The organism is Caloramator fervidus (assembly GCF_900108045.1).
GTDB classification, from domain to species: Bacteria; Bacillota; Clostridia; order Clostridiales; family Caloramatoraceae; genus Caloramator; species Caloramator fervidus.
The window spans coordinates 1-13,621 of sequence record NZ_FNUK01000032.1 but is presented as its reverse complement, the minus strand read 5'-3'; the positions used below and the strand labels follow the sequence as shown (position 1 = coordinate 13,621).

Genomic DNA, 13,621 nt, shown 5'->3' with positions numbered 1-13,621 from the left:
AGACATACATACGAATGCAAAGAACTATATAAAGATAGAAGCAAAACCATAGAGAGGGTATTTGCTGACTTGAAGGAGAAGCATGGTTTGCGATGGACAACACTAAGAGGGATAGAAAAAGTGTCCATGCAAGCGATGCTTGTTTGTGCTTGCTTTAACTTAAAGAAGATGGCAAATTGGATGTGGAAGAAGGGACAAAACGGCCCTGGAAAGGGCAAAAATTTCTTTGTATTTATAAAATATTTATCAAAAATGCTTGTAAAAATACTCAAACCCCACTTTTCGTTTTTTGAAAAGTGGGGTTTGTCGACGGTCTGAAGGGAGATTATAAAAATCTCCCTTTTATTGTTGAAAAGATATTTTTAAAACCCTCTCCCATGCTTCTTTAGCCTTTACTCTTCCTTCTATAATATCAGAAAGAACAATTCCTATCGCATCAGCCATTTTTAAATCAACATTATCAATAAGCATTCCTGAGTTATCATCCGTCATTTCAATATGGGAAATTATTGTTCTATCTATTATTGTATCGGGTTGATTAACAAACTTTAAAGCAGATATATAACCTTTTTCCACAAAAAGCTTTTGTGCCTGCTCACTAAATAAAAAGCTTAAAAATTTCTCTGCTGCTTCTCTATTTGAAGTTTTGGAAGATAAAGCTAAAATCTGGCCTCCACTAGCACTAAGCTTTGAAATTGGATTATCTTTAAAGATAATAGGATATTCAAATACCCCATATTCAAATCCGGCTGTTTTTTTAGAATCTATCAATTGCTTTGTTATAGATATAGAAGGTAGAATTGCAGCCTTGCCTTTAATAAAGTCATCTACTGATTGCATAAAATTAATATCAACACAGTTTTTATCTATTGATGTTTTTGTAATTTTTTCAAATATATTAAAAGCCTCATCTATTCCCTCTATATTTTCAAACGCCTTTTTATCAGACCCTAAATTATCTGTAAAGGATTGTATTCCTGTAGTTTGACAAGTTATATTTCCAAATAACAAAACTAAAGTCCACCTATCCATAGCTCCAACACTAATTGGAATTATACCTACATTTTTAAATTTTTTAGATATATCAATAAACTCCTTTAATGAAGTAGGTTCTTTAATACCATATTTATTAAACAATGATTTATTATAAAACCATTCATATGTAATAGGCAAATCCCCTATGCCATATACTTTTCCATTAAATGTACCATAGGATATATTAATAGGATATAACTTATCTCTTAGACCATTTCTATCAACAAAATCAGTTATATCTTGAATTAAGCCTGTTTTAGCATATTCAATTAATTGATTTCTTTTTAAGGCTATAATATCATATTCACCTTCTTTAGTTAATGCTTCTTTTATTTTTGTTTCATCAGAAAAATCTAAAATAAGCTCAACTTTTACATCAGGATTGTTTGCTTCATATTTTTTTACAATCTCTTTATATATTCCGCCTATACTTTCTTCTGGATACATAATAGCTATTTTTAATTTTTTTTGTTCTTTTTCTTTAGAACCAATTTTCTGACACGATGAAAAATTTAACAAAAGAATAAACATCAATAAAATACTAACAACCTTTTTCATAAAACCACCACTTCCCTTAATTTTTAACATAATACAACTTGATTATATTAAAAATTATTTTTTTTATCAACGTTAGTTAATTTTAATTTTTACACCTCCATTTTTATTTTTCCACAAATATTTTGTAAATATAAAACATATAAATTTAATGGAGGTGAGTTAGATGAAATTAAAAATATACGTAGTTAAAAAACAACAAATCATTTGGGGATTAATCATATTGGCTGCAATAATATTAGCTGCTATTGTTTTGATATTTATGAAAACAAAACAAACTATAAACACCTTTAATCAACCAAATACTTATTACACTGACTTAAACAATAATGGAAAAACAGACTGTATCTTAGTCACTACAAATGAAAAAACAGGAGAATATAACGTTTCTGTTAGATTAGATGAAAAAAAAACTCTTGGTCTTGAACCAGATACAACAATAAAAACTCTAGGTTTTTTTAATAAAAATTGGCCTATGAATATAAACTTTGTAGATATAGACAAAGATAAAAATCTTGAAATAATTCTACAAGCATCCGACTCTAAAGGGCCTATACTACATGTGTATAAACTTAAAGACCAACAAATAGCAAAACTACTTTCAGGTAGGTATTCAATATTTGGACTTATAAATACAAAAGATTTTGAGCCTGTGTTAGTAATTGGAAATAAAACAAAAGATGATATAAGGTTTAATTATCTTACCTTCAATTCTACAGGACCCATTCCTTATATTATGCCTACTTCTATGAACTTAGGAAAAAATTCTATAAATTCCCTTCTAGGATATATTGAAACACAAGAAGTTGAGGCTGCAAATATAAATCAAAAACATTTAGATATAATTTCAAAAGGAAAATTTTTAGATGGAACCATATCTGAAATTAGGTATGATAAATATGATGTTCCTACTCAATGCACTTATTTAATTAGAACCCTTGAAGAAACACCTATAGGTAATGAGAACTCTATATACAAAGTTACTTTAGGCCTTACTAAATATGATAGCAGAAATCCTCAATATAAAATACTTTCTATAATTAAAATTAAGTAAACTAAAAGGCACCTAAACTTAATGTTTAGTGTGCCTTATATTTTATATTAAATTTAAATATCCTAATATTGCAGCAATAGCTCCCATCATACCTGCTTCATCAAGTTGCTGAGCTGTAATAATCCTACAACTTTCCTTTTGAACCTTCATAGCTCTTTTATTAACTTCTTCACGAATATATTTTAACAATCTTTCACCTGCTCTTGAAACTCCTCCACCAATTATAAAAAGCTCAGGATTTATTATATTAATATAGCCTGCAATTGCAATACCAAGCCACTCCCCTGTTTCTTTCATAATTTCAATTGCAAGTTCATCCCCCTTATCAAATGCTTCAGATAACGTCTTTGCTGTTATATTATCTATTCCACCAGCCAAATCAACCATTATAGATTTTCTTCCTGAATTTATTTTTTCTTTTATTCTTCTTGCAATAGCTGGTGCTGATGCTATAGCTTCAATACATCCTATGTTACCACAAGTACACCTTGGCCCATTTCTATCAACCGTTAAATGTCCAAATTCTCCAGCACAAAATCTATGCCCTCTAATTAGTTTTCCATCACAAACAATTGCTGAACCTATACCTGTCCCTATTGTTATGTAAATAAAATCTTTACAATTTTTTGCTGCTCCAAAATACTTTTCCCCAAGAGCTGCAACATTCACATCATTGTCTAAGAATATAGGTAGATCAAAAAACTTTTTTAAATCTTCTTTTATATTAACATTTTGCCACTCATCACCTAGGTTCCCTGAAAAATAACACATCCCCTTTTCAACATCAATAAGACCTGGAACACCTATTCCAATTCCAGCAACATCACTTAAAGTTACACCAGACAACTCTAAAACTTTCTCAACTTGTTCCTTTATCCTAACTATTGTATTTTTATAACCATTTTTAGCTTCAGTTGGAATCTTAGTCTTATTAATAACATTGCCTTTTAAATCTGCTACTGCAGTTACTATATTTGTCCCCCCTACATCTATACCTATAACATAACTTTTCATACAATAACCTCCCCTTCTATGCTATCAAATAAACTATCTAAAACCAAAAGGCCTGCCCCTTTAATAATAGAATCTTTTCCTGTTTTAGCCCTTTTTATTTTCACATGCTCAAATAAGTCCTCTAGAGAATTTTCTCTTGCAGATTCTATTAAAGATTCAAAATAAATATTTATGTCAACTAAATCTCCACCTACTATAATAAGCCCTGGGTTAAAAATATTTATTAAGTTAGCCACTCCTAATCCTAAATAATATCCGGCTTTTTTCAAAGCTTCAACAATTACTTTATTACCATTTAACGCCTCTAAATTAATTTTTTCTATATCAAATTCATCTTCATAACCATTTTCTCTAGCAAACCTAATTACTGCTCTTTCTGAAGCATAATTTTCTAAACAACCATAATTTCCGCAGATACATTTTAAATCATCAACCTTTATTTTAATATGTCCAAACTCCCCTAATCCATCTGAAACTCCTCTTATTTGTTGTTTATCTTTAATAAAAGCTGCTCCTATACCATAACCTACTTTAATGCATATAAAATCATCAAACTCTCTTCCTTCACCATACCAGTTTTCAGCCATAGCCATTGCCCTTACATCTCTGTCTATAAATACAGGAATATCAAATTCTTTTTCTAATACATCTCTTAAACCTATATTTTTCCATCCAAAATTAGGAGAAAAGACAACTATTCCCTTTTCAAAATTAACAATTCCATGAATAGCAACTCCAATTCCAAGAATTTTGTTTTTTTCAACTATACAGCTATCAATAACTTCCCTAATTAATGTCACTATTATTTCTTTTGCTTTTTCAAAACTTATGTTAGAATATAAACTTTCTTGCTTTGAACACATTATTTCAGATTCCATGTTAATTGTTGCAACCCTAACCTTAGTAGGGCCTATATAAACGGAAATTATGTAGTAAGAATTTGGATTTATTTTTAACAAGACAGGCCTTCTTCCTCCATTAGATTTTCCAAAATCACTTTCCATAATTATATTTCTTTTTAAAAGCTCTGCAGTAATATTAGTAACAGTAGCAGGAGTCAAATTCAAAAGCTTTGCTATTTCAGCCCTTGATATTGGAGCATATAAACGTATTGCATCAAAAACAAGACCTGTATTTATTTTTTTCATAAGCTGAAAACTTCCCGGAATCACATTTTTCCTCATACTTGTCCCCCTACTTAATTATATCAGATTTTTAAAAATATTCAATGTTTATTTAATTAATAAACTAAGTATTGCTAAAAAAAAGCGGGCCCTAAGGCCCTAAGGGGGATGGGGGGTTCTGTTTATGGAAACTGCTTTTTTATTAAGCTCAAGTGTTTTTCTTGAGCTTTCATTTATTAATTTCTCCACTTATAATAAATTTATTCATATTAAATAAAAAATTTTTATCTGCTTTTTTCGACACTTAGTGTCTATATAAATTATACTTGAATATATTATAATGTATCAATATATAAGTGAAAATACATGAATACATGGATTATACGTCAAACTTTAAAAAATTCCTATTTTTCTATTATTGTAAACACTAAAACCCATACACTAACATTATACAAAAACGGAATTCCTATAAAAAAATACAAAGTAGCTGTTGGTAAACCTTCAACTCCTACACCAAAAGGCCACTTTAAAATAATAAATAAAGTTATAAATCCTGGAGGTCCTTTTGGTGCAAGATGGCTTGGATTAAACATAAAAGGAATAGGAATACACGGAACAAACAATCCCTCTTCCATTGGAAAAAATATATCCAATGGCTGTATAAGAATGCTAAATAAAGATATTATTGAATTAAGTAGCATTGTCCCTATAGGAACTCCTGTTATTATAATTTAAGGGGCACTTACAATGCCCCAATCATTCAGTAATACCATTATTTTTAATAACATCACTATACCAATAAGCGCTATCTTTAATTATTCTCTTTTGAGTATTATAATCTACAAACACAATACCAAATCTCTTTGAATAACCTTCTGCCCATTCAAAATTATCTAAAAATGACCATAAATAATACCCTTTTAAGTTAACACCATCACAAATTGCTCTATAAGCTTCTAATAAATGCCTATATAAATAATCAATTCTATAATCGTCTACTACTTTCCCTTTGTAGTTAACTATATCATTAAAGGCAGCTCCATTTTCTGTAATTAAAATATCAATTCCATCGTAGTTTTTATGTAAATTTATAAGCAATTCATATAATCCTTTAGGATAAATTTCCCATCCCATGTCAGTTTTAGGATTATCCAAATCTAGCATTGACACTTTAAGAGGATAAGCATTTTCATCATATTTTACTACACTTCTTGTATAATAATTTATGCCTAAGAAATCAATTCTTTCATTTATAATTTTCATATCATCATCAGAAAATTGAGGAAGAATGTTTAACTCATTATATAATTTTTTCATATCTTCAGGATAACTGCCTTTTAATATTGCATCTAAAAACCATCTATTCATAAATCCATCATATATCTTTGCTGCCAATAAGTCCTTTTCACTATCAGTTGCTGAATGTATACTCGATAAGTTCAATGTTATACCAATCTTACCTTTTAAACTCATACTTCTATATAACTTTACTACTTTCCCATGAGATAAAAGTATGTTGTGAGCTACCTTTAAAGCAATTTTATAATCCTTAATTCCAGGAGCATGAACACCCCAAGCATGTCCTAATATTGAAACAACCCATGGCTCATTATGAGTAATCCATATAGGAACTAAATCACCAAATTCTTTAAACATAAGTTCTGCATACTCAACAAAATAATCCACTACTTTTTTATTTGTCCATCCACCTATATCTTGAAGCTCTTGAGGTAAATCCCAATGATACAAAGTTATTGCTGGCTGTATTCCTTTATCTAATAAAGCATTAATTAATCTTCTATAATATTCTATACCTTTTTGATTTACTTTCCCATATCCATCTGGAAATATTCTGGCCCATGATATAGAAAATCTATAATTTTTTATGCCAAGTTCTTTTAATATATTAATATCACTTTGATAAAGATGATAATGATCGCATGCTACATTACCATTATGATTTTTATATATATTGCCAGGGATAGAAGTAAACCTATCCCATATATTTTCTCCCTTTCCATCTTTATTATAAGCACCTTCTATTTGATAAGCTGATGTTGCAACTCCCCAGATAAAATCATCAGGAAATTTATATTTCACCATAAAATCACCTCTTAAACCAATAATGTCATTATTGAATGCTTCAAACTCTTAATTTCTGCTACTCCATTCTTTACTTTAAGTTTAAAATCAATATCTTCATCAGATTTATTCATAACTATCACTGCAATCATGCCATCAACATTTTTAAACGCCGTTACCTCTAAAGTATCATAGGGATTTATAAACCCTATTCTTCTAGCTCCTTTTTTAATAAATCTACTAAAATGTCCTATGTAATAATAAGAACTTTGATAATATACCTTATCTTCATCTATATCAACTATAATTGGTGCATCACAATAATTACCAGCATGGTTAGGCCCCCCATTTATATCTAATAATAAATTCCAATCAACCCAACCTACTGTGTAATTATTCAAATCACCAATTATATTATGACCATATCGCTCTCCAACAGTCCAATCCCCAAGTCTTACTCCTCCTTCTTGACATCCTTCTGTAAATAATAATTTTTTATCAGGAAATGCCTCATGGGTTTTATTAAGATTCTCAAATTGATCTCCTGAATACCAATGAAAACCTATTCCCCAAATATATCTTGAAGCCTCTTTATCAGATAAAATGACTTTTGCTCTTTCGTATATCAAATCTCTATTATGATCCCAAACAATAATATTTATATGACTTAAACCTTCTTTATATAAGGTAGGTCCTAAGTAATTTTTTACAAAATCCCTTTCTTCTTCAGCAGTATACCTACACGAATCCCATACTTGCGTAGCCTCAGGTTCATTTTGAACTGTAATTCCCCATATATCTATACCTTCCTCTTTCATTGCTTTAATATATTTTACATAATATAATGCCCACAAACCTTTATATTCATCTTTTAATTTTCCTCCATTGTTCATTTGACCATTAGTTTTCATCCAAGCAGGTGGACTCCAAGGAGAAGAAAAAATTCTTATATCTTCTTTTGAAATTGCCTTTGCTTCTTTAATAAACGGAATAACATATCTTTTTTCTCTTTCTATATTAAAACTTTTAAGCTCAACATCATACTCTTTCACATAAGTATAGTTTCCTAATGAAAAATCACAACTATTTATATGTGTCCTACAAAGATTGTAACCATGTCCCTCATCTACATCAAAATAAGCCTTTAAAATCTCCTTTCTACGTTTTTCTGTTAATTTATAAAAATTATATGATGCCGCCTCAGTAAAAGCTCCTCCAAAACCTTCAATAACCTGATAAGTCTTATCTTCAAAAACTTCTATTGCCTTATCGCATGCTTTGTTTAATTGTAAAGATTTAAAACCTTTAAAACTTAACCTATCTGTAGTATCTCTTGCCGTCAGGTAAACTTTTAAGTTCATATTTAATTTTACCTCCATATTTAGGCTTATTCTAAGTAAATATCTATTTTATTTACTTTGCCTTCTCTAATTAATTTAGCATACTCCTCTTCAATTACATTTCCTAATATCTTTACATTAGTGTTATCAGGCAAATAGATTATAATTTTTTGATTATTAAAATCTATATCATAGGTATTTTTTCTATATGGATTGTAATATGTGACTGTACATCTTCCTAAAAAATTAAAACTAACTTTATTTTCACTATCAAACATCCATTCAGGTAGAACAGGATTAAAACTTAAAATTAATTTATTATTTATCACTCTAAATGGATTTTTACCAATAAACATAATCCTCCACATATTCAAAAATTCTGCAGAAGCACCGCTTAGCCTAGCAACAAATCCCGTTCCATGAATAGACTCATCTATATAAGCACTGCTTACAATAAATGATGAATTCTCAAGAGGACTTCTTCCATATACTCTTGGATCCATAAAAGGTATTAATACATTCTTAAAATCATCATAATATTCTTTATACAATCCACTTTTTAATAATTCAAGCATATATTTATACTCCATATGAAGCCATATTGATTCATTTTCAAGCCATCCTGGAGTAAAAGCTCTTGCCCTTCCAATTTCAATAGTCTCGTTATTTAAAGAAGCATTAACCTTATACATCTTCAATTTTTTATCAAATAATTCACTATCTTTTACCTTTTTATAAATGTTCCTTAAAAAATCCTTATCGTCATAAATTTTAAATCCTCTGACTATTCCTTCCAAAAACAAAGGCATTTTGCTTTGCTTAAATTTTAATACTCTAACATATTGTTGATTATCTTTATCTGTTTCTTCATCTTTATTATTAATAATTTCATACTCTTCAACATCATAATAAAAGTATGTAGGCATTATTCCATCATTGTCTAAAAGAGCTTTATCCAATGCCAACTGCAATTTATCTTTAAGCTTTTTAATTTTATCAATTACTTCTTTTGAAATTACTAAAACTTCTTCGCCTTCAAATCCAAATTTAACTTCTTCCCTATATTTTTCACGCAAATCTGCCATCATTGACCAAAATTTATAATCTTTATCATCATTTAATGTATTATACATTTGAATACATTCTACTTCTTGCTCAAGTAATTTCATTACTTCTATAGGTATTTTAATTTTTTCATTAGGATATTCTTTTAATATACTAATTAAAAAATTTAAAAGTCTTACTAACTCATAAGATTCTGCAACTGAAGAACCAAAAAGACCTGGCAAACCATTTAATGCATCATACCAACCTGGTTTTCCTGCCTCCATTTCAATTCCTACACCCGCAGGATCTATAGTTGCAAATTTTATAGCTGCAAGATTTAATAATTTAACAATAAGATTTGTTTTATATATTTTACCTATACCTTTTTTAGATCTCATTAGATTTTTATATATCTTTCTAGATTCTATAAGTTTTTTCTTTTCTTTATCCTCTGCTGTAGAATTATATTGTCTTATTTTACCATTACATAATATATATCTTTTTTCTCTTGGAAGAACAACTACGCTATTATCAAAATAAGTATAATCATATTCATCAAATAATAACTCCTTCTTTTTATCTGGATAAATTTCTAAATAACTTTCAATCAAGTCTAAGTTATATGTCCAATGGTCTGTCCAATATCCTTCACCATGAACTGCATCAATTTCCTCTTCAACATTTTCCATAATTCTTTCTAATAATTCTTCTTCTGACACTTTTAATTTAATATTATTTTTCTCTATAAATTCAAATAACTTACCCGGTGTAAATGAATTAGATAAAAATTCTTTTAATACACTTGAATTTTCTACTAACTCATCTATAAAATTTAAATTATCTGCCTTAACTCTATATTTAATTCCATTTATAACCAAAGGATTATACCCATCTGCTTGGATTAAATTCATAAATGTTTTTATGTTATAACTTAATATCTCTGGCTTAAAGAAAATATCATTTCTCCTATTTTGATTTACATCTCTATAATTTCCATTCCCACTTGAATAATACTCGGGTTGTAATATAAAATAATTATAATCTCTTTCTAAATCTCCATGCTTTCTAGAATATATATAATAAACAACTGGCTTTTCTCTTTTACTTAGAAGAATAGGATATCCCCCTCTTAAAATATTATCTAAATAACTTTGTTTACAATATTCATCAAACAATTTAGAAGATGTTTTAGTATATACGTCATTTGTTATTTGATCTACAATGGATTTTCCTTCCAAATATTTGCTATTGATATATTCTTCATCAAGCAATTTTTCTTTATAAACATCTAATATAGAAATCTCTGGTGCATGACCTATAATAGAGTATATTGTTACAGATTCTTTAGCATCAAGTTCTGCATAAACTGCAGAAAAACTACAAGGTATTTTATTCGAAGTTACTTGTTTTTTACTTAATATATCTTTTAAAGAATGTTTTAAAAATTCATCTGGATAGCTAAGAGACGTATTCATTCCAAATATCAAATCAGAATCCACTACTAACTTTGCTAAATCTTTCCTGCCCTTTATGTTTTGAAAAGATAAATAAAAATTCCCTTCTTTAAACTCAGTTACATTTACAGTATCTTCTGATGAAGATCTCATTCTAAAAATCGGAATTCCAGTTTCAAGATTATATACGGCCATCCATGCTTTAAGAGTGTTTCCAACCTGTTTTAATCCGCTATCACTTATTCCATATGGCAACAATACCGGCATTCCATCTAAAATTTCAATATTTTTTTTATCAGAAGATATATTCTTGACAGTGACTTTTCTAACTAAAGCCGCTATTTTTTCTTGAGGAAGCATATAATAAATAACATTTATTTGCAAACCATTTTCGTTATTTATCTCTTCTATTTCTAATGCATTCATTTCTATATACATCTTTTGAATTACTTTATCATTTATTTGATTTAAAAATGGTTCATATATATAGTTTTTATCCAAAAACTTTATAAAAGTTCTAAACCCAACACTTTGCACATTTTGATAGCACTTATATGCAGGAAAAAATTCCATTATTGGATTATCCTTGTTTTTAATTCCAAACGATGATATACATTGTCCTCTATTAACATAGAAAATCCACATTGGAATACCCTTTTTACCTGCAATTCCAGGTAAAAAACTTGAAAAAGGTTTTAATTTGTTAAAATTTTCTATAACAAATCTATTTTTATCATCAAAATAATAATTCTTCATTTTTACCCTCCCTTACAAACTACTCTTTTACTGAACCTGCTGATATGCTACTAATAATGTATTTAGATAAAAATATAAACGCTATTATAATTGGAGCAACTGACATTGAAATTGCTAAATACATAGAACCTAAATTTTCAGCAACTTTACCACCTTTAAGATATCCCATTAATACAGATAATGGATATTTCTCAGGTGAAAAGATTACAGTTAAAGGAATTAAATAGTTATTCCATGCTCCAATAAATGTAAAAATAGCCATTGTTGCAATTGCTGGCATCATAATCGGTAAAATTATTTTATGGAAAATAAATATTTCATTAGCTCCATCAATTCTAGCTGCCTCAATTAAAGCAGGATGCATAGTAGATACTAGATATTGACGCATAAAAAACACGGTAAAAGGTGTTGCTATTGAAGGTATAATAAGGGGAATATAACTATCTAAAGTTTTTAATGCTTTATTTAACTCGAAAAAACCAAGAAGCCCTAATTGATTTGGAATCATCATCATTATTAGAATAAAGATAAACAATATTTTTTTGCCTTTAAATTCATACGCATAAAATCCATAAGCTGTTAACGCAGAAAAATAAGAGCTTAATATAGTTACAGATGCTGCAATAATAAAGCTATTCTTATATCCTAACCAAATACCTTTAAAAATGCCATCGCTAACATTCATGTGATACATCATGTTTTTATAATTTTCTACTAAACTCTTTCCAGGTATCAATGTAAATCCTTTTACTATTTCAGTATTTGAACGGGTAGCATTTATTATCATCATAACAAAAGGTATTAAACATATTAATGCTAATAAAATCAAAAAAATATATATAATTCCTCTAACAAAATTCTTTGTATTCAAAAATTACACCCCCTTAAAATTCTTCTTTAAACATACTTTTAAAAACGATAAACGAAAATGCTAATATTATTAAAAATAAACCATACGCCACAGCTGCTGCATATCCAAAATTATGATATTTAAAAGCATGATTATATAAGTATAGCACCATTGTTACTAAAGAACCTTCTGGTCCTCCAAGTCCATTTTGAGATATTAAAAATGGTATCTCAAATAGTTGTAAGCCTCCAATTAAAGATGTAATAACTACATAAAGCATTATGGGTTTTAATAACGGTAAAGTTATTTTAAAAAATATTTGCATTCTACTTGCTCCGTCTATCATTGCTGCTTCAAAATAATCTTTTGAAATACCTTGAATACCGGCAAAAATAATAATAAATGTATGTCCAAACCATAGCCATGTTTGTATTAATGACACAGACAATTGTGCAGTAGCAGGCTGACCAAGCCAATTAATAGGTTTTGAAATAATGCCATATTTAAGTAAAAGTGAATTAAGAGCCCCATGATGCCAATCTAAAATATATAAAAACAATAATGCAACAGATGAAACTGTCATTAAATTAGGTAAATAAAAGATAGCACGAAATAAACTTAGACCTCTTATTCTTAATGTAATATCAGAAAATATTACTGCTAATATTAAAGCCAGTGTCAATTGTAGTATTATATTTACTCCCCAAATTTTCCATGTATTTATAAAAGCTTGTAAAAAATATTTATCATGTATAAGTCTTATGTATTGTTGTAATCCTACCCAATTTGCTTTAAAAGGCGAACCAATACCTTTATAATCAGTAAAACTCATATAAAGAGAAAGAATTATAGGATAGATACCAAATATACTAAAAACTATAAAAAAAGGAGAGATAAATAAATAACCATATTTACTTTTAGAATTCATAAAATGTCCCCTTTCTTTATAAATTTAGAGTATAATAGGTGAACTTAAGTTCACCTCAGATTGTTGACAAAGTATAATTTTAAAAAGAGAATCCATCACAAAAAAAGGATTCTCTTTTTTTATGTCGAAATATAATAATATACGAAGTAATAAAGGAGGATAAGTATGCTAACAATCAACAAAGATAAAATTCGTAGAGAACAAGTTGAATTTATCTCTGTTGACCAATTGGTTCCAGAAGATCATTTAGTTAGAAAAATAGAAAAAGCTATCAATTTTGATTTCATATATGATCTTGTAAAGGACATGTATTGCTTAAATAATGGGAGACCAAGCATAGATCCTGTTGTATTAATTAAAATAGTTTTAATTCAATATATGT

The 13,621-nt window shown here is 28.5% G+C and carries 12 protein-coding genes; 4 read left to right on the top strand and 8 right to left on the bottom strand.

What is annotated here, in order from left to right; translation table 11 throughout:
• On the top strand, positions 1–318 hold a 318-nt coding region (locus C4R78_RS08860; protein ID WP_242971216.1), incomplete at its 5' end, for a transposase.
• Between the two features lie 24 nt (positions 319–342).
• Here the strand turns inward: C4R78_RS08860 and C4R78_RS08855 are convergent.
• A complete protein-coding gene (locus tag C4R78_RS08855) occupies positions 343–1,593 on the bottom strand; it encodes an ABC transporter substrate-binding protein (RefSeq protein WP_159945875.1) in 1,251 nt (416 codons plus the stop codon).
• 163 nt (positions 1,594–1,756) lie between these two features.
• On the opposite strand from C4R78_RS08855, the gene C4R78_RS08850 reads away from it, so the two are divergent.
• The gene (locus tag C4R78_RS08850) at positions 1,757–2,644 is read left to right on the top strand and encodes a VCBS repeat-containing protein (RefSeq protein ID WP_103896692.1); all 888 of its coding nucleotides are present in this window, start codon (positions 1,757–1,759) and stop codon (positions 2,642–2,644) included.
• 42 nt (positions 2,645–2,686) lie between these two features.
• On the opposite strand, the gene C4R78_RS08845 is transcribed toward C4R78_RS08850, so the two are convergent.
• Both C4R78_RS08845 and C4R78_RS08840 read right to left on the bottom strand, forming a co-directional pair.
• Positions 2,687–3,658: an ROK family protein gene (locus C4R78_RS08845; protein WP_103896691.1), complete on the bottom strand. Its 972-nt coding sequence runs from the start codon at positions 3,656–3,658 to the stop codon at positions 2,687–2,689.
• Complete coding sequence (locus tag C4R78_RS08840) at positions 3,655–4,842, bottom strand: ROK family transcriptional regulator (protein WP_103896690.1); 1,188 nt, start codon at positions 4,840–4,842, stop codon at positions 3,655–3,657. The genes C4R78_RS08845 and C4R78_RS08840 overlap by 4 nt, the downstream gene beginning before the upstream one ends.
• Before the next feature lie 306 nt (positions 4,843–5,148).
• On the opposite strand from C4R78_RS08840, the gene C4R78_RS08835 reads away from it, so the two are divergent.
• Positions 5,149–5,517 carry a L,D-transpeptidase gene (locus tag C4R78_RS08835; protein ID WP_103896689.1) on the top strand — a complete coding sequence of 123 codons (369 nt, stop codon included), beginning with the start codon at positions 5,149–5,151 and terminating at the stop codon, positions 5,515–5,517.
• A 21-nt stretch (positions 5,518–5,538) separates the two neighbouring features.
• On the opposite strand, the gene C4R78_RS08830 is transcribed toward C4R78_RS08835, so the two are convergent.
• The 5 genes from C4R78_RS08830 to C4R78_RS08810 are packed head-to-tail and all read right to left on the bottom strand — an operon-like array spanning position 5,539 to position 13,239.
• Entirely contained in the window at positions 5,539–6,885 is a 1,347-nt protein-coding gene (locus C4R78_RS08830; RefSeq protein ID WP_103896688.1) for a GH1 family beta-glucosidase, read from the bottom strand.
• Between the two features lie 11 nt (positions 6,886–6,896).
• The gene (locus tag C4R78_RS08825) at positions 6,897–8,225 is read right to left on the bottom strand and encodes a glycoside hydrolase family 30 protein (protein ID WP_103896687.1); all 1,329 of its coding nucleotides are present in this window, start codon (positions 8,223–8,225) and stop codon (positions 6,897–6,899) included.
• A 26-nt stretch (positions 8,226–8,251) separates the two neighbouring features.
• On the bottom strand, positions 8,252–11,461 hold the full coding sequence (locus C4R78_RS08820) for a cellobiose phosphorylase (protein ID WP_103896686.1): 3,210 nt from the start codon (positions 11,459–11,461) through the stop codon (positions 8,252–8,254).
• A gap of 19 nt (positions 11,462–11,480) precedes the next feature.
• The gene (locus C4R78_RS08815; protein ID WP_103896685.1) at positions 11,481–12,332 is read right to left on the bottom strand and encodes a carbohydrate ABC transporter permease; all 852 of its coding nucleotides are present in this window, start codon (positions 12,330–12,332) and stop codon (positions 11,481–11,483) included.
• 13 nt (positions 12,333–12,345) lie between these two features.
• Positions 12,346–13,239, bottom strand: a complete 894-nt coding sequence (locus tag C4R78_RS08810) for a carbohydrate ABC transporter permease (protein ID WP_103896684.1) — start codon at positions 13,237–13,239, stop codon at positions 12,346–12,348.
• A gap of 165 nt (positions 13,240–13,404) precedes the next feature.
• Here C4R78_RS08810 and C4R78_RS08805 point away from each other — a divergent pair.
• The coding region (locus tag C4R78_RS08805) for a transposase (protein ID WP_146057685.1) at positions 13,405–13,621 on the top strand (217 nt) is incomplete at its 3' end.

Coding starts and splice junctions, on each gene's coding strand:
- C4R78_RS08820 (WP_103896686.1), bottom strand. CDS start 11,461: ATGAAGAATTATTATTTTGATGATAAAAATAGATTTGTTATAGAAAAT.
- C4R78_RS08840 (WP_103896690.1), bottom strand. CDS start 4,842: ATGAGGAAAAATGTGATTCCGGGAAGTTTTCAGCTTATGAAAAAAATA.
- C4R78_RS08855 (WP_159945875.1), bottom strand. CDS start 1,593: ATGAAAAAGGTTGTTAGTATTTTATTGATGTTTATTCTTTTGTTAAAT.
- C4R78_RS08845 (WP_103896691.1), bottom strand. CDS start 3,658: ATGAAAAGTTATGTTATAGGTATAGATGTAGGGGGGACAAATATAGTA.
- C4R78_RS08850 (WP_103896692.1), top strand. CDS start 1,757: ATGAAATTAAAAATATACGTAGTTAAAAAACAACAAATCATTTGGGGA.
- C4R78_RS08825 (WP_103896687.1), bottom strand. CDS start 8,225: ATGAACTTAAAAGTTTACCTGACGGCAAGAGATACTACAGATAGGTTA.
- C4R78_RS08830 (WP_103896688.1), bottom strand. CDS start 6,885: ATGGTGAAATATAAATTTCCTGATGATTTTATCTGGGGAGTTGCAACA.
- C4R78_RS08835 (WP_103896689.1), top strand. CDS start 5,149: ATGAATACATGGATTATACGTCAAACTTTAAAAAATTCCTATTTTTCT.
- C4R78_RS08810 (WP_103896684.1), bottom strand. CDS start 13,239: ATGAATTCTAAAAGTAAATATGGTTATTTATTTATCTCTCCTTTTTTT.